The organism is Paraburkholderia sp. SIMBA_053, assembly GCF_046534895.1.
Taxonomy (GTDB): Bacteria; Pseudomonadota; Gammaproteobacteria; order Burkholderiales; family Burkholderiaceae; genus Paraburkholderia; species Paraburkholderia caledonica.
This window is the reverse complement of the sequence record NZ_JAWRXU010000002.1, coordinates 284,107-301,108: the sequence shown is the minus strand read 5'-3', so window position 1 is coordinate 301,108 and position 17,002 is coordinate 284,107. Positions and strand designations below refer to the sequence as shown.

General features: G+C 64.1%; 13 protein-coding genes and 1 pseudogene. 4 read left to right on the top strand and 10 right to left on the bottom strand.

Features of this window, described 5'->3' with window-relative positions; translation table 11 throughout:
* Positions 1-193 precede the first annotated feature (193 nt).
* Positions 194-577 (top strand): hypothetical protein, encoded by a 384-nt coding sequence (locus tag SB753_RS07880; RefSeq protein WP_020065523.1) that lies wholly within the window; start codon positions 194-196, stop codon positions 575-577.
* Between the two features lie 153 nt (positions 578-730).
* On the opposite strand, the gene ftsB is transcribed toward SB753_RS07880, so the two are convergent.
* From ftsB to SB753_RS07830, 10 genes and pseudogenes are all read right to left on the bottom strand, one after another.
* A complete protein-coding gene (ftsB, locus tag SB753_RS07875; protein WP_027775415.1) occupies positions 731-1,162 on the bottom strand; it encodes a cell division protein FtsB in 432 nt (143 codons plus the stop codon).
* 117 nt (positions 1,163-1,279) lie between these two features.
* Positions 1,280-2,563: a phosphopyruvate hydratase gene (gene eno, locus SB753_RS07870; RefSeq protein ID WP_410799872.1), complete on the bottom strand. Its 1,284-nt coding sequence runs from the start codon at positions 2,561-2,563 to the stop codon at positions 1,280-1,282.
* 267 nt (positions 2,564-2,830) lie between these two features.
* Positions 2,831-3,685 carry a 3-deoxy-8-phosphooctulonate synthase gene (kdsA, locus tag SB753_RS07865; protein ID WP_020065520.1) on the bottom strand — a complete coding sequence of 285 codons (855 nt, stop codon included), beginning with the start codon at positions 3,683-3,685 and terminating at the stop codon, positions 2,831-2,833.
* A complete protein-coding gene (locus SB753_RS07860) occupies positions 3,682-5,355 on the bottom strand; it encodes a CTP synthase (protein WP_020065519.1) in 1,674 nt (557 codons plus the stop codon). The genes kdsA and SB753_RS07860 overlap by 4 nt, the downstream gene beginning before the upstream one ends.
* A gap of 121 nt (positions 5,356-5,476) precedes the next feature.
* Positions 5,477-6,280: an alpha/beta fold hydrolase gene (locus SB753_RS07855; RefSeq protein WP_087754024.1), complete on the bottom strand. Its 804-nt coding sequence runs from the start codon at positions 6,278-6,280 to the stop codon at positions 5,477-5,479.
* Between the two features lie 237 nt (positions 6,281-6,517).
* A complete protein-coding gene (locus SB753_RS07850) occupies positions 6,518-7,819 on the bottom strand; it encodes a ComEC/Rec2 family competence protein (protein ID WP_410799869.1) in 1,302 nt (433 codons plus the stop codon).
* A gap of 118 nt (positions 7,820-7,937) precedes the next feature.
* Positions 7,938-9,305, bottom strand: a pseudogene (locus SB753_RS07845) (ComEC/Rec2 family competence protein); the annotation flags it as partial.
* Between the two features lie 124 nt (positions 9,306-9,429).
* Positions 9,430-10,218, bottom strand: a complete 789-nt coding sequence (locus SB753_RS07840; protein WP_204520541.1) for a TatD family hydrolase — start codon at positions 10,216-10,218, stop codon at positions 9,430-9,432.
* Between the two features lie 93 nt (positions 10,219-10,311).
* A complete protein-coding gene (gene lolD / locus SB753_RS07835; RefSeq protein ID WP_193610953.1) occupies positions 10,312-11,055 on the bottom strand; it encodes a lipoprotein-releasing ABC transporter ATP-binding protein LolD in 744 nt (247 codons plus the stop codon).
* On the bottom strand, positions 11,048-12,301 hold the full coding sequence (locus SB753_RS07830) for a lipoprotein-releasing ABC transporter permease subunit (RefSeq protein ID WP_088174756.1): 1,254 nt from the start codon (positions 12,299-12,301) through the stop codon (positions 11,048-11,050). The genes lolD and SB753_RS07830 overlap by 8 nt, the downstream gene beginning before the upstream one ends.
* Before the next feature lie 454 nt (positions 12,302-12,755).
* Here SB753_RS07830 and SB753_RS07825 point away from each other — a divergent pair, with 454 nt between their 5' ends.
* The 3 genes from SB753_RS07825 to prfB all read left to right on the top strand — a co-directional run bounded on the left by SB753_RS07825 (position 12,756) and on the right by prfB (position 16,952).
* Positions 12,756-13,940, top strand: a complete 1,185-nt coding sequence (locus SB753_RS07825) for a regulator (protein WP_410799866.1) — start codon at positions 12,756-12,758, stop codon at positions 13,938-13,940.
* Between the two features lie 37 nt (positions 13,941-13,977).
* Positions 13,978-15,684, top strand: a complete 1,707-nt coding sequence (gene recJ / locus SB753_RS07820) for a single-stranded-DNA-specific exonuclease RecJ (RefSeq protein ID WP_408164454.1) — start codon at positions 13,978-13,980, stop codon at positions 15,682-15,684.
* 163 nt (positions 15,685-15,847) lie between these two features.
* Positions 15,848-16,952 (top strand): peptide chain release factor 2 gene (gene prfB / locus SB753_RS07815; protein WP_410799864.1). Its coding sequence is split into 2 segments (ribosomal slippage): positions 15,848-15,928 and positions 15,930-16,952, totalling 1,104 coding nucleotides; the frame shifts between segments, so codons are not numbered across the junction.
* Positions 16,953-17,002 lie beyond the last annotated feature (50 nt).

The following is a 17,002-nucleotide window of genomic DNA, read 5'->3' as shown; positions in this document are numbered from 1 at the left end:
TTCCGCGCTCGCGGCGGCGTCCGAAGTTGGGCTGAGCACGCGTGTCACCGCTTTTCATTGCCATTGAGTGTGCGCCCCACCCGGGCTTTTACAGACACAGGCGGCGCGGTATCTTTGACATTGTGGGGCTGCACTGCTTAGTGAGTGCCGCTGTACATGTTTTACTTAGGTATCCGACTGATCGAGACCGAACATGAGCATTTCTTTCTCGCTGCTACGTCCCGCGCGCACGCTCGCCACCTTGACGGCGCTGGCGGGCGTCACTGCGTTAGCCGGTTGCATGATGGACCCGCCGGGACCGTCGCCTATTTACAGCCGGCTGCCCGCCGACCAGTCGGGCATGGCCAGCACCGCGCAACCGCTCACGCCCGCTGAGCGCGAGCGTTACAACGCAATCGATCAGCAGGTCATGGCGGAGCAAAACCAGGCAATCGCTGCCGAAAACGCCGCGCAGGCGTGGTCGCGCTATTACAGTCCGCCAGTGCCGGTGAGCGTTTACGGTAGCTACTACGGCGGTGGATGGGGGCATGGCTGGGGCACCGGCGTGGGCATCGGCTACGGCCCTTGGGGCTGGTGATTGACCGTGCGCGCTGATTAGCGCTGGAAGCGCCAGCGATTAAAGTATTCCGGCTGCCGGTTTCGACTGTTAAATGCTCATTGATGTAAAAAAGGCGCGGGTCAATCGACACCGCGCCTTTTTTTCGCCTTCCCAACGAAGCGCCGTCAGCGCTCAGTGCGCGGGCTTCTTGTCTTTCGCTGGCTTGCCGCCGTGCTTGCGCTCTGGCTTAGCGCGTGACTCCGGATTCGGCACGACATGCAGCGGTGCCGACGACACTTCGCCGCGAGTCGAGGTGGAAGCCGAAGGCGCGTTGGCCGTCGGCAAAGGTGCATTCGGCGAAACGAATTGCACGAACACTTCGCCGTCTTTGACCATGCCCATTTCGTAGCGGGCGCGTTCTTCGACGGCAGCGGTGCCGTTCTGCAAGTCCTGCACCTCGCCCTGAATCCGCTCGTTACGCAGTTTCGCGTCGGTATTCTTTTGCATCTGCTGCGCGAGCTGCTGCTGCAGTTCGTGCACGCGCAACCAGCCGCCATGGCCCCACCAAAGCGGATACTGGATCAACGCCAGCAGAACGATCAGTACAGCAGTGACGAGCCGCATGAAGTAAGCACAATAAATACGCGCCGCCCTGCGCTAAACGCAGGGCGGCGAGGTCAATCAGACACGAAGAAAAACCGGCTCATCGGTCAGCGCTAGAAACAGTCCAATCACAACGAATTAGCGCAGATTGTAGAACGCCGACTTGCCCGGATAGCTGGCGATATCACCGAGGTCTTCCTCGATGCGCAGCAACTGGTTGTATTTCGAGATGCGGTCCGAGCGCGACAGCGAACCCGTCTTGATCTGGCCGGCGTTCAGGCCGACGGCGATGTCCGCAATCGTCGAATCTTCCGTTTCGCCCGAACGATGCGAGATCACAGCCGTGTAGCCAGCCCGCTTGGCCATCTCGATCGCGGCGAAGGTTTCCGTCAGCGTGCCGATCTGGTTGATCTTGATGAGGATCGAGTTCGCGATGCCTTTCTCGATGCCTTCTTTCAGGATGCGCGTGTTGGTCACGAACAGGTCGTCGCCAACCAGCTGGATTTTCTTGCCGAGCTTGTCGGTCAGGAGCTTCCAGCCTTCCCAGTCGCTTTCGTGCATGCCGTCTTCGATCGAGACGATCGGGAACTTGTCAGCGAGCGTAGCGAGGTAGTCGGTGAATTCCGCCGACGACAGTTGCAGGCCTTCGCCCGCCAACTGGTACTTGCCGTCGTGGTAGAACTCGCTCGCCGCGCAGTCGAGCGCGAGCAGCACGTCTTCACCGGCACGATAGCCAGCTTTTTCAATTGCTTGCAGGATGGTCGACAGGCATTCGTCGTTGCTGCCGAAGTTCGGCGCGAAGCCGCCTTCGTCGCCCACCGCCGTGCTCATGCCGCGGTCCGACAGAATCTTCTTCAGCGCGTGGAACACTTCAGCGCCGCAGCGCAGTGCTTCGCGGAAGGTCGGCTGGCTGACCGGCACGATCATGAATTCCTGGATGTCCAGGCTGTTGTTCGCGTGCGCGCCGCCATTGACGATGTTCATCATCGGCACCGGCAAGTGCATCGCGCCCGAGCCGCCGAAGTAACGGTAGAGCGGCAGGCCGGCTTCTTCAGCGGCGGCCTTCGCGACGGCCATGGACACGGCCAGCATCGCATTCGCGCCGAGGCGCGATTTGTTGTCCGTGCCGTCGAGTTCGAGAAGGGTCTTGTCGAGGAAAGCCTGCTCGGAAGCGTCAAGGCCCATGATCGCTTCGGAGATTTCGGTGTTGATGTGTTCGACTGCCTTCAGCACACCCTTGCCGCCGTAGCGGCCAGTTTCGCCGTCGCGCAGCTCGATCGCCTCGCGCGAACCAGTGGATGCGCCCGACGGCACTGCGGCGCGGCCCATGGTGCCCGACTCGAGCAGCACGTCGCATTCGACGGTGGGGTTGCCTCGCGAATCGAGAATCTCTCGACCGATGATATCTACGATAGCACTCATGGTTTCCTCAAGAAATGACGATAAATTCTTTACTGTGACACTGTATCCCGCAGGTCGATCGGAGTTAGCGGTTTAGCGCTCACCCCGTCTACAGAGCACACGAATGCGGAGCTGGCCTTCAGCGCTCGTTCCGGTCCGTGCGGAGCATGGCCTCCCGACAGACAAGCTACGCGACGATACGTTCGACCACCATTGTGCACGTTCGCCGCGCACTCCCACTTGAATGGGCGGCTCAACACGCGAGCCAGCATGCGGCGAACGGCTGAATCAGTTGAAATCGCTTTCGAGGAACGGCGCGCGCTTGACGGCCTGATCGAGCGTGACAAGCGTCTCGAGCAGATCGGCCATGCGGTTGAGCGGCACCGCGTTCGGACCGTCCGATTTGGCCTGCGCCGGATTCGGGTGCGTCTCCATGAAAAGACCCGCGACGCCGACCGCGACCGCGGCACGCGCGAGCACCGGCACGAATTCACGCTGCCCGCCCGAGCTCGTGCCCTGCCCGCCTGGCAACTGCACCGAATGCGTGGCGTCGAAAACGACGGGCGCATTCGTTTCACGCATGATGGCAAGCGAACGCATGTCGGACACGAGGTTGTTATAGCCGAACGACACGCCGCGCTCGCACGCCATGAAGCGGTCTTCCGACAGACCAGCCTCGCGTGCCGCGTCGCGAGCCTTGTCGATCACGTTTTTCATGTCGTGCGGCGCGAGAAACTGGCCCTTTTTGATATTGACCGGTTTGCCCGACCGTGCGCACGCGTGAATAAAGTCAGTTTGACGGCACAGGAAAGCCGGCGTTTGCAGAACATCGACCACTGAGGCGACCTGTTCGATCTCGTGCTCCGCGTGAACGTCGGTCAGCACCGGCAGGCCGAGCTGACGCTTCACTTCCGACAGGATGCGCAGCCCTTCGTCCATGCCCAGACCGCGAAACGATTTGCCGCTACTGCGGTTGGCTTTGTCGTACGACGATTTGTAGATGAACGGAATGTTCAGCTTTGCGCAGATTTCCTTCAGCCGGCCCGCCGTGTCGATCGTCATTTGCTCCGATTCGACGACACAGGTGCCCGCGATCAGGAAAAACGGCTTGTCGAGCCCGATTTCGAAATCGCCCAGTTTCATGCTTTCTCCCCGACTTCGTTCGTGACGCGCGACTGCTGACGCGCGAGCGCAGCCTCGACGAACGACTTGAAAAGCGGATGGCCGTCACGCGGTGTGGACGTGAATTCCGGGTGAAACTGCACGCCGACGAACCACGGGTGCATGCTGCGCGGCAGTTCCATCATTTCCGGCAGATCTTCGCTCGGAGTACGGGCGCTGATGATAAGACCGCCGGCTTCGAGTTGGGGCACGAAGCGGTTATTGACTTCATAACGGTGACGGTGACGCTCGTTCACGTCCTTGCCGTAGATCTCTTCGGCCATGGTGCCGGGCTTGATCGGGCAACGCTGCGAGCCGAGGCGCATGGTGCCGCCGAGATCCGATTCTTCAGTGCGCTTTTCGACGCGGCCTTCGCGGTCGTACCACTCGGTGATCAGCGCGACCACGCGGTTTTCGGTTTCCTGATCGAACTCGGTGCTGTTCGCGTTCTTCAGCCCGACCACGTCGCGCGCAAACTCGATGACGGCCAGTTGCATGCCGAGGCAGATGCCGAGATACGGCACCTTCGCTTCCCGTGCATAGCGGATCGCCGCGATCTTGCCTTCAGTACCGCGACGGCCGAAGCCGCCAGGCACGAGCACCGCGTCGAGATGCTTGAGACTTTCGACGCCCTGCGTCTCAATCTCTTCAGAATCGATGTACTCGATGTTCACGCGCGTCGCCGTATGCATGGACGCGTGGCGCAGTGCTTCGATCAGCGACTTGTACGATTCGGTCAGATCGACATATTTGCCGACCATGCCGATGGTGACCTCGTGTTCCGGGTTCTGCAGCTTCTCAACCAGGTCCGCCCACATGGACAGATCGGCGGGCTTCGGCGTGAGCTTCAACTCTTCGCAGATGATCGCGTCGAGACCCTGATCGTGCAGCATCTGCGGAATCTTGTAGATGCTGTCCGCGTCCCACACCGAGATCACGGCGTCTTCCGGGACGTTGGAGAACATGGAAATTTTCGCGCGCTCGTCGTCCGGAATGCGGCGGTCGGCGCGGCATAGCAGCACGTGCGGCGAAATACCGATTTCGCGCAGCTTCTGCACGCTGTGCTGCGTGGGCTTGGTTTTCAGTTCGCCGGCCGTGGCGACCCAAGGCACCAGCGTGAGGTGCACGAAGCACGCGCTGTTGCGGCCCATGCGCAGGCTCATTTGACGCGCGGCTTCGAGGAACGGCAGCGATTCGATGTCGCCCACCGTGCCGCCCACTTCGACGATAGCCACGTCCGGCTCGCCGCAGGTGGCCGACGCCGCGCCACGCTCGATGAACGCCTGGATTTCATTCGTGATGTGCGGAATAACCTGCACCGTCTTGCCGAGATAATCGCCGCGGCGTTCCTTGCGGATTACCGATTCGTAGATCTGGCCCGTGGTGAAGTTATTGGCCTTGCGCATCTTCGTGCTGATGAAGCGCTCGTAATGGCCGAGGTCGAGGTCGGTCTCCGCTCCGTCTTCCGTCACGAACACTTCACCGTGTTGGAACGGACTCATCGTGCCGGGGTCGACGTTGATGTAGGGATCGAGCTTGAGAAGGGTGACTTTAAGACCGCGCGATTCGAGGATCGCGGCGAGGGAAGCGGCGGCAATACCCTTGCCGAGGGAAGATACTACGCCGCCGGTGACGAAAACATATTTGGTCATCGCTGGATGCTCGCGGGAAAAACGGATTATACCGTAAAGCAGGGTCTCAACCCAGCAAAATGCGAGCGGCCCGGGCACGCATGCGCGCCGCGCAAACCACCGGTGACCGGCGCGCGCAGCGTCAGCCGCGCTGCTCCAGTTCGCGCAACATCCGCTGCACGGCACGCGCGGTTTCGATCGGCTTTTCCATCGGAAAGAGGTGGCTGCCCTCGATCCATTCCACATGGCCGCCGGTAGCACGGCGCGTGGCGCGCAAGCCGACCTGACGGATTTCTCGCGACCGGGTGCCGGCGATGAATCCGACCGGCACCGGTGCGCCGCGCGCGAGCCGCGCGCCGAGCGTATGCGGCAAAGTCCGGTAGATCTGATATTCGATACGGCGATCGAACGCGAGGCTGCGCGAGCCGTCGTGCGAAACCTGTGGAATGCCGAACTCGATGTAGTCGGACAGCATGCGCTCGTCCCAGCGCGCGAACGCTGGCTTCGAATGGAAATGACGCCACGCCTCTTCGCGGCTTGCCCAGTGAGTGCGGCGCTTGCGCGTGGCCGCTGCGGGCGAAAGCCGCTCGTCGAGCCCGGTCCATTGCGACACGCGCAAAATGCTGCTGCGCCAGCCTGCCACCACCGGAGAATCGAGCATCACGACGCCCCTCACCCACTGCGGTTTCTTCAAGGCCGCCATCAGCGACACATAGCCTCCGAGCGAGTGTCCGACGAGCCACACCGGCTGCTCGTAGGTCCGCCCGATGTCATCGAGCAACTGCTCGACGAGATGCGGCCAGTCCTGAGTCACCGGATAGCGCGGATCGTGTCCGATGCGTTCGATGTGCCGCACTTCATAGTCGTCGGCGAGTTCCGCAAAAATCGTCCGGTATATCGACGCTGGAAAACCGTTTGCGTGCGAGAAGTGAATGATGTTTTTCAACTGCGGCTATCTCCGTTCTGTTTATTCGCGGCGGGTGAAGCCTGGCGGTGTCTCGCGGTGCTGAGTGTTGCGGTATGGCTGTGACGGTGCTCCGCTGTAAAGCTTGAGTACGATTCCCATTGAGCGGCTTCGCTTTGCCGCCCGCTCATTGCCTCTCTTCTACGGCGCTCTACGAGTTGCCTTCAGCGCGCTTCTTTTGCGGCTCTTCCACTTGCGTAGCGTCAGCCGGCGATCGGTTCAGCGATCCATCCAGTAACGCCGGCGTGTGTCGCGATAACGCTCGATGGTCAGCGCGGTATCGCTTGCATGCGCACCTCGCCGCGTGGCGAAATCCGGGTCGATCAGGACGCGCACCGCGCCATCCGCATCGCTGCGTCCGAGTTCGATATGCCGCGCCGAATAACGCGCCAGCACGCCCGCACTGGGATGATGAAACCGGTTGCGATAGCCTACCTGAAATAGCGCGACGAGCGGGTCGATAGAATCGAGGAACGGCTCAGTCGACGACGTCTTGCTGCCGTGGTGGGGGACCACCAGCACCTGAGCACGCAGCATCTCGCGATCGCGCGACAACAGCACGCGTTCGGCAGGGGCTTCGATGTCGGCGGTCAGCAGCGCGGCAAGGCTCGTGGCTTGCGCGTGCGCGTCCGGCGCGTCAGCCGACGGGCGATTCGCCGCGCTTTCCGTTGTACTCTTCAGCGCATGATGCAATCTGCTGCCCGACGCATGCTCCGCCGCGCTGGCGGCTCCACCATCCTTCACGCCACCTGCCGTACCCTCCGCAAGCGAAGCCTCTGCACTTCCCTCTCCCGGGCTCGCAACTGCACCCGGCGACGTGCTCACCCGCAGCACACAGCAATGCGCGTTCGGCTTGCCCTGTAGCGGCCCGGCGTCGGGCCAGAGCATCGAGAATTCGACGCCGTCCCACTGCCAGCGCTGTCCCGCCGCACAAGGCAGCGTCTGCGCGCCCCGTTGCCTCGCATTCGCCCATAGCGCATTAGCCGGTGCGAGAGCGGCGACCATCTGATGGACCTCGATCGCATCCAGCACGGCCGGCGCGCCTCCCGAGTGGTCCGAATCCGCGTGGCTAACAATCAGCGTGTCGAGGACGTTGAAGCCGTGCGCCTGAAGATACGGCACGACGACTCGCTCACCAGCGTAGGTCGATTCCGGGCCCGGCCCCGTGTCGAACAGCAGCACGTGGTGCGCCGTCTCGACCAGCACCGACGTGCCCTGCCCAACGTCCAGCGCGGTCAGCCGGAAGCTGCCGTGAGGCGGCCCGGACGGCGCTGGCGCAAGCAGCGGCAACCACGCGAGCGGCGCCGCCCAGCGCAGCGGCCAGCCGCGCGGTGCGAGACACCACAGCACGCCGGCCGCGGCCGCAGCGAGCGTCCATCCGTCCGGCTGCGGCAGCCACCACAGCGCCCACCTGGGTCCGGAAAGCCAATGCAATCCGGCCATCATCAGCTCGAGCAGCGCGTGCGCCGTACGAAACGCGTAGGCATCGAGCGGCGCGGGCAACACGACACCTGCCAGCACCGAAGGCGTCACCAGCAGGCTTACCCACGGAATCGCAAACGAGTTCGCGAGCGGGCCCGATCAACGGAATCTGAGCGAACCAGTAGACGGTCAACGGCGCGAGCGCGACGGTGGCAGCAAGCTGAACATGCGCGGCGCCGCGCAGCCGTTCACCGAAAGCCTGAACGCGGCGCGCGGCGGCAGCACGCAGGCGCGACAATCGACTGGGCGTGCCGCCCTGTTCGTCCGTCTCGTGCGTGCGCTGTTCGTGATTCTCCACGCGAGGCCGCCCCGACGTGGCAAAGAGAATCGCCGCCACTGCGCAGAACGACAACCAGAATCCCGCCGAGACAACTGCCCACGGATCGATCAGCAACACGAGCCCGAGCGCAGACGCGAGCACGGCCGAGCGCGGTACATTGCGCCCGCTCAGATACGCGAGCGCCATGACGCCGGCCATCCACAGCGCGCGCTGCACGGGCACGTTGAAGCCGGCCAACGCAGCATGCAACGCGGCGAAGAGCGCGCCGCCAGTCACCGCGACGAACTGCGCGGGAACGTGCAGCGGCCAGTTGCGGCCGATCAATCCCGAGCGTCGCCAGCACGCGCCGCAAAGCCATGCCGCGAGACCCGCGGCAAAGCCGATATGCAATCCCGAGATCGCCACCAGATGACTGGTGCCGGTGGCGCGCATCAACTGCCAGTCGCCGGCGCTCACTTCGTCCTGCGCGCCGATTGCCAGCGCGACGACGATGCCGCGATGCGGCGAGTGCGCCAGCACCGCGTCGATGCGTGCACGCAGCGCCGCGCGCCAGCGGTCCACCGTCACGCTCGCGCCGCGCGCATCCGGGCGCAACCGCACGGCCTGCGTTGCCGCGCTCACGTAACCGGTGGCCCGCACGTTCCGCGCAAGCAAGCCGGCTTCCGCGTCGCGCACGCCGAAGTTCGCATTGCCATGTGGCCGTTTCAGCCTCACACGCAGACGCCAGCGTTCACCGGGCTCAAGCGGCGGCGGCGGCGCTTCGTCGGCGATCCAGGACAGTTGGACGACGCGCGGAAACCTGACCGGTTCGCCAGGCGCCGATTCAACGGCAGGCGCGTCGACCGACTCCACGTCGAAAAGAAAACGAACGCCTTTATCGTCGCGCGCGGGCAATCCTTTAATGTTGCCGGTCAGCTCGATGTCGCGGCCTTCCCACGCAAGCGGCAAGCTCGCTGCGAGCCGTGCTTCCGCACGCAACGCCGCGTAGCCGAAGCCGACGCACCAGGCCGCGCATGAGAGCGCGCCCCAACCGGCGAATGAGCGCACACGTCGAAGCGTCCAACTGGAAGGCGCGCTCCGCTCGCGATCCGCGATGTGCGAAGACCCACGCAAGGCCCACACTGCGGCAGCCGACGCCACGCAGCCCAACGACACCAGCGCGCACCAGCCGCCCCAACCGGGCAACGCCGCCTGCCGCTGCAGCCAGACGACGCCCAACCCGAATCCACACCACCATGCACGCATGCGCCCTCCGCCCGCCACCGGCCGTACGCGGGACGAGACGACGCAACGCACGGCGCAACGCGCAAGCATGCCGCCGGACGTGTGTCTCGCCCGGCGCAAACCACTCGAGAATCAACCGGACAAATTATGCAGAGGAAAGCGCGAGCCGCGGCAGCGCGGCGAGCGCGTTAGCCGTTGTGCCTAGGGCGGCTTCGTCCACCGCCATGCCACGCAACTGCGCGAGTCCGGCGCCGATGGCCGGAATCTGTTCGGGGGAGTTGCGCTGCTTGTAAATCCACGAAGGCGCGATGTCCGGCGCGTCGGTCTCGACCACGAGCGCGTCGAACGGCAACTGCTCGGCAAGGCGGCGAATCTGCCGCGCGCGCTCGAACGTCAGATTGCCGCCGAAACCGAGATGCATGCCCTGGTCGATATACGCCTGCGCCTGCTGGAAGCTGCCGTTGAATGCATGCGCGATGCCGCGATGAATCTGATGCCGGCGCAAGCCTTTGATCACCTGATCCTGCGATTTGCGCACATGGCAGATCACCGGCAGATCGAATTCCCGCGCGATCTGTAGTTGACCGTTGTAGAAGAATTGCTGCCGGGCGTCGTCGAGACCGTCGACGAAATAATCCAGCCCGATCTCGCCGATGCCGATGAAGCGCGGGTCGTCGAGGCTCGCCTCAATTTCCGCGCGCAGCAGTTCAAGATCCTGTTCCTGCGCGGATGGCGTGAAGAGCGGATGAATGCCGAGCGCATATGCGCCGCCGTCGAAGCGGTGCGCCAGCTCGCGCACGGCCGCGAAGTTCTGCCGGCCGATGGCCGGAATGACGATACGCCCCACGCCCGCACTCTTCGCCGCCGCAGCGACGTGCTCGCGGTCGGCGTCGAATTCGGAGGCGTCGAGATGGCAGTGCGTATCGATCCACATGGGTTGCCTCGCTGACAAGTGGACTGAGTGGATTAAGCAGATCAGGCGGCCGGTACGTCGAGTCACTTCCAGCTCTGTGCCGCCTCGCCACGCTTACACCGGAACCGGCGGCTCCTCATGCAAAATCCCGTCGCGCAACCGCATGATGCGGTCGCACCGCCCGGCCAGTTCAGGGTCGTGCGTGACGATCACGAAACTCGTTTCGAGCGTTCGGGACAATTCGAGCATCAGATTGAAGACCGTGTCCGCAGTGCCGCCGTCCAGATTGCCGGTTGGCTCGTCGGCAAGCACGCATGCCGGCCTCGTGACCAGCGCCCGCGCAATCGCCACACGCTGACGCTCGCCGCCCGACAGTTCGCCCGGCCGATGTTTCGCGCGATGCGCCATGCCGACGCGCTCCAGCACCGCGAGCGCTTCACGACGCGAGGCTTCGGTCGTCATGCGGCGAATCCGCAGCGGCATGGCGACGTTATCGAGCGCGGAAAACTCGGGCAGCAGATGATGGAACTGGTACACGAAACCGAGTGCGCGATTGCGCAAGTCGTTGCGTTCGCGTTCGGAGAGCTTCGTGAACGGCTTGCCCATCACCGAGACGTGGCCCGCACTCGGATCGTCAAGGCCGCCAAGCACATGCAGCAACGTGCTCTTGCCCGAACCGGACGCGCCGACAATCGCGAGCTTCTCGCCGCGCCGCACGTTCAGTTCGGCGTTGTTGAGCACCTGCACATTCAGGCCGCCCTGCACGAACGACTTCGAAATGCCGGTTGCTTCCAGCACGTACTGATGGGGCGTCAGTTCCTGAGCGGCCATGGGTAGAGTTGCGGAACGGTCATTCATAGCGCAGCGCCTCCGCGGGACGGACTTTGGCACCGCGCCAGCTCGGGTAAAGCGTCGCCACCGCCGACATCAGGAACGCAATGATGCCGATTCGCGCGACGTCGGCGGGAATCAGTTCGGACGGCAGCTCGCTGATGAAATACACCGACGGCGGCAGGAACTGCACGCCGATCATATGTTCGATCATCGGCACGAGCCATGGAATACTCCACGCGATCAGGCAGCCCAGCGCAACGCCGGTTGCCGTGCCGATAAAGCCGATCGTCACGCCCTGCACGACGAAAATCTTCATGATCGAACCGGGCTGCGCGCCGAGCGTGCGCAGGATCGCGATGTCGGCCTGCTTGTTGGTCACCGTCATCACGAGCGACGATACGAGATTGAACGCCGCGACCGCAATGATCAGGGTGAGGATGATGAACATCATGCGTTTTTCGATCTGCACCGCGGAGAACCAGGTTTTGTTCTGCTGCGTCCAGTCGCGGATATACAGGTCGCCGGAGAGGCTGCGCGCAAGCTGATGTGCGACTTCCGGCGCGCGCTGCATGTCGGCGAGACGCAACCGCACTCCGGTCGGCGCGGGTAGCCGGAACAGCGCCTGAGCATCCTTGATATTGATGAGCGCGAGCGTGCTGTCGTACTCGTAATGCCCCGACTCAAAGATACCCACCACCGTGAACTGCTTCAGACGTGGCAGCATGCCGGCCGGCGTAATGGTGCCTTCGGGCGCGACCAGCGTGATCTTGTCGTTGACGGTCACGCCGAGATTGGTCGCGAGGTCCGCGCCCAGCACGATGCCGAAGTCGCCAGGCACGAGATCGGTGAGCTTGCCGCCTTTCATCTCCTTGCCGATGTCGGATACCTGCGGCTCGAGCGTCGGCTCGACGCCGCGCAACGCGACGCCGCTGACCGCATCCTGGCGCGTGAGCAGCGCCTGCGCTTCCACATAAGGGGCGGCGCCGATCACTTCCTTGTTCCGGCGCGCTTCGTCGGCCGTGAGTTGCCAGTTAGGCATCGAGCCGGTCGGCGAAAAGATTTCGACGTGCGCAAGCACCGACAGCATGCGGTCGCGCACTTCTTTCTGGAAGCCGTTCATGACCGACAAGACCACGATCAGCGCGGCGACGCCAAGCGCGATGCCCGACATCGAAACCAGTGCGATGAAAGAGATAAAGCCGTTGCCGGTCGTGCGTTTGCCGGCGCGGGTATAGCGCCAGCCGATCTGCCATTCGTAGGGAAATTTCAAGCGAGTCCTTTTCTGCGTTCTTCGGCTACCCGGGCTGCGTGCGGCGTCTTGCGGCTGGCGATACGTCTGGCGATGCGTCCGCGGATAAGCCCGCTGTTGCATCTGCCTTCGCGTCGCGAGTCCGGCCCGAGTGTCCTGATCATTGGTGTCGCGGCAATCCGGATGGTTCCTGCCGACGTCGCGGCGCAAACCCGCCCCGCATTGCCGATGCCGCCACCGTCAACCAAGCGCGAAGTTTGCCATACAATGCCGCGCCGCCGCATAAAGGGACTGCCGGTAGAGCGGCTGGCGGGACTGCCGGACAGCCCGCTGCGGGAGCGCTGCGTGGATAGGTCGACGCCACTGCCGATGCAACCGCCGACGCGACGGCGACCCATTGCCGTCCGACGCCGACCCGCGCCATCCCGCGCCAACCGGCCGAGCCTATCGAAACCGCAGCGCGCTTTGCCCTACAATGCGCAGCATCATGCACGCCGACCGCCTCCATCTTCTGCTTCCTTTCGCGCTGCCCGCCGCAGCCGACGCCTCCACCGCCCTACACGACATCAGCAGCCCCGCACTCGACCGGCTGGTCGCGCGCGCGACGCTCGTCGAGCGTGTGATCGGCGAGGATTTTCAGCGCACGCTGCCGCATGAACGGTGGATCGCGCGTCAATTCGGCGCGCTATCTAGCGCATCGACCGCCTCGACGGGCGCGGCGGCCGCCGACGAAGCCCCGCTCGCGCCCTACATGCTTCGCGCCGACGGCGGCGAGCCGGGCGACGCGACGTGGGCCTGCGTGCAGCCGGTGCACGTTCGCATCGCGCACGACCATCTGGTGCTGATCGACCCGGCGTCGCTCGATCTTTCCGATGACGAAGCGAGCGCGCTGCTCGAGGTGGCCCGGCCTTTGATCGAGGAACTCGGCGTGCGCATCGAGGCGCCGAAGCCCGCGCGCTGGTACCTGTCGGGCGACGGCTTCGGCACGCTGGCCGGCGCATCGCCGTTGCGCGCGAGCGGCCGTAACATCGAAATCTGGTTGCCGCACGAAGCGCATTCCGGCGAGCGTTCGCGTGCGTGGATGAAGCTGCAGAACGAAGTGCAGATGGCCTGGTTCGAGCACCCCGTGAACGAAGCCCGCGAGGCGCGCGGCCTGCCCGCCGTCAATTCGATCTGGTTTCACGCGCAAGGTGCGGCGCGGCCTGTGCGCAGCCCGTTCTCACGCGTCTTTTCAGACGCCGCAGCCACGCGCGGTCTAGCACTCACAGCCGGCGTGCCAGTTGGCGCTCCGCCCGCTTCGTTCGCGGCGCTGTCTTCGCTGGAGGACCGCGGCGGCACCAATGCAGGCGACCAGGCAACCCGTTCGAGCGCGGCGAACGATGTGCACACCGCAGCACACGCACGAAACACCACTCTTGTGGAGCTGGACCCGTTCTCGGCGCCGTACATCGAACAGGACTGGGCGCGCTGGAACGCGGCCTTCGCGGCGCTCCAGGGCGACTGGTTCGAACCGGCGCTCGAAGCGTTGCAATCGGGTGCACTTGCCGAACTCGGCCTGACCTTGTGCGGCGACACGGGGTCCGTCACGCTCAGCATCACGCGCGGCGATCTGCGCAAGTTCTGGCGACGGCGCCTGCTCGCCTCGCTTTTCATCGAATGATCGATTGCATGACCGACCCTACAGACGGCCTTTCAGAATGACCCGAATCGTTACGCGCGCCTGTTCTCCCGTCGACGCTGAAATTCTCGTGCGCCACGGCCTGCATCCGGTACTCGCGCGTCTGTATGCGGCGCGCGGCGTGTGCCTGCCCGATGAAATCGAAACCGGACTTGCGCGCCTCGTGCCGCCCGCCGCGCTGAAAGGCTGCGAAGACGCCGCTGCGCTGCTCGCCGACGCGATCGGGCAAAAGCGCCGCATGCTGGTCGTGGCCGACTACGATTGCGACGGCGCCACCGCCTGCGCGGTCGCAGTGCGCGGGCTGCGCATGTTCGGCGCCCAGATCGATTATCTGGTGCCGAACCGTTTCGAATACGGCTATGGCCTCACGCCCGAAATCGTCGCGCTGGCCGCGCGCAACGCATCGGGCAAACCGGACCTTCTGCTTACGGTCGACAACGGCATCGCGAGCGTGGACGGCGTCGAGGCAGCCAACGCCCTTGGCATCGACGTGCTCGTCACCGATCACCATCTGCCCGGCGACCAGTTGCCCGCCGCCCGTGCGATCGTCAATCCGAACCAGCCGGGCTGTGAGTTTCCCAGCAAGTGCATCGCAGGCGTCGGCGTGATGTTTTACGTGCTACTCGCGTTACGCGCCGAATTGCGCCGCCGCGGCGCGTTCGGCGACGATTTCCCGGAGCCGCGCCTGGATGGCCTGCTGGATCTGGTCGCGCTCGGCACCGTCGCGGACGTCGTGAAACTCGACGGCAACAACCGCGTGCTGGTCGCGCAAGGTTTGCAACGCATCCGCAAGGGCAAGATGCAGCCCGGCATCGCCGCCCTCTTTCGCGCCGCCGCGCGCGACGCGCGCAGTGCGTCGGGCTTCGACCTCGGCTTCGCGCTCGGTCCGCGCCTGAATGCGGCGGGACGGCTGTCGGATATGTCGCTCGGTATCGAATGCCTGACGACCGACGACGTCGGCCGCGCGTGGGAACTCGCGCAACAACTCGATGCGATGAACCGCGAGCGCCGCGAAATCGAAGCGGGCATGCAGCAACAGGCGCTCGACGACCTCTCGTCGATCGACCCCGACGGCGCGGCCACCATCACGCTGTTCAATCCGGCCTGGCACCAGGGCGTGATCGGCATCGTGGCCGGACGGCTCAAGGAAAAATTTCACCGGCCTTCGTTCACGTTCGCACTCGCCGACGACAGCGGCCAGCTCGTCAAAGGCTCGGGCCGCTCGATCGCGGGGTTCCATCTGCGCGACGCGCTCGATCTGATTTCAAAGCGCGAGCCCGGCATGATCGTCAAATTCGGCGGCCACGCGATGGCGGCAGGCCTGACGCTCGCCGCCGCCGACGTGCCGCGCTTTACCGCCGCGTTTGAAGCGGTCGGCCGCGAGTGGCTCACCGAAGAAGCGCTTTCGCGCACCGTCGAAACCGACGGCGAACTGGAAGACGCGTACTTCACGCCGCAGTTCGTCGAAATGCTCGACGCCGCTGTCTGGGGCCAAGGTTTCCCGGCGCCGGTGTTTTCCGGCGAATTCGACGTCGCGTCGCAGGCGCTCGTGAAGGACAAGCACCTGAAGCTGCAACTGATGCGCGGCCGCCAGCGCTTCAACGCGATCTGGTTCAATCACACCGACACGCTGCCCGCACGCACCACGGTCGCGTACCGGCTGGCGAGCGACACGTGGAACGGCGTCTCGCGCGTGCAGCTGATCGTCGAGCACGCGGCGAGCTAGAGCGACTCCACCGGCGTCACCTGCGCCGCTGCGCGAAGCTGCCGCGGCGCCGAAAATCTCCGCAAAATCAATCCCAAACCCGCGCCGGATCGCTCGATCGACTCCGGCGCCCGGCGCCGATCGGCTATAATTTCCCCTTTTTACGAAGCTATAAAAGATCGACATGGAAGCGGAACGTCTCAACGCGATCGAAGCCTCTCTGGCGGACCTGCGCAAGCGCGCGGCCGACCTACGGGGGTATCTTTGACTACGACGACAAAGCACTGCGTCTAATCGAAGTCAACCGGGAACTCGAAGACCCGGACGTCTGGAACGACTCGAAACACGCCCAGGCCCTCGGCCGGGAGAAGAAACTGCTCGACGACACCGTCGGCAAACTCACGTCGCTCGACAACGACTTGCGCGACGCGCAAGACCTGTTCGACATGGCGCGTGAAGAAGGCGACGACGAAACGCTGATCGCCTGCGAAACGGACGCACAAGAGCTCGAACAGCGCGTCGCCGACATGGAATTTCGCCGCATGTTCGCGAATCCGGCCGACCCGAACAACGCGTTCCTGGATATCCAGGCCGGCGCGGGCGGCACCGAGGCGTGCGACTGGGCGTCCATGCTGCTGCGTCAGTACCTGCGCTACTGCGAACGCAAGGGCTTCAAGACCGAAGTGCTGGAGCAGACCGACGGCGACGTCGCGGGCATCAAGAACGCCACGATCAAGATCGAAGGCGAATACGCTTACGGCTTCCTGCGCACCGAAACCGGCGTGCACCGCCTCGTGCGCAAGTCGCCGTTCGACTCGTCGGGCGGACGTCATACGTCGTTTTCTTCGGTGTTCGTGTATCCGGAAGTCGACGATTCAATCGAAGTGGACATCAACCCGGCCGATCTGCGTATCGACACGTACCGCGCGTCCGGTGCGGGCGGTCAGCACATCAACAAGACCGACTCCGCGGTGCGTATCACGCACATTCCGTCGGGTATCGTCGTGCAGTGTCAGAACGACCGCTCGCAGCACCGCAACCGCGCTGAAGCAATGGCCATGCTGAAATCGCGCCTGTACGAAGCGGAAATCCGCAAGCGTCAGGCCGAGCAGGACAAGCTCGAAGCGGGCAAGACGGACGTGGGTTGGGGTCACCAGATCCGCTCATACGTGCTGGACAACAGCCGTATCAAGGACCTGCGCACCAACGTCGAAATCAGCAATACGAAGAGCGTGCTCGACGGCGATCTCGATCCGTTCATCAGCGCGAGCCTGAAACAGGGCGTCTGAGTACGACCGGCGCGGCATGCAACGTCGCGCCGTATCTTTTTACCGCCTGA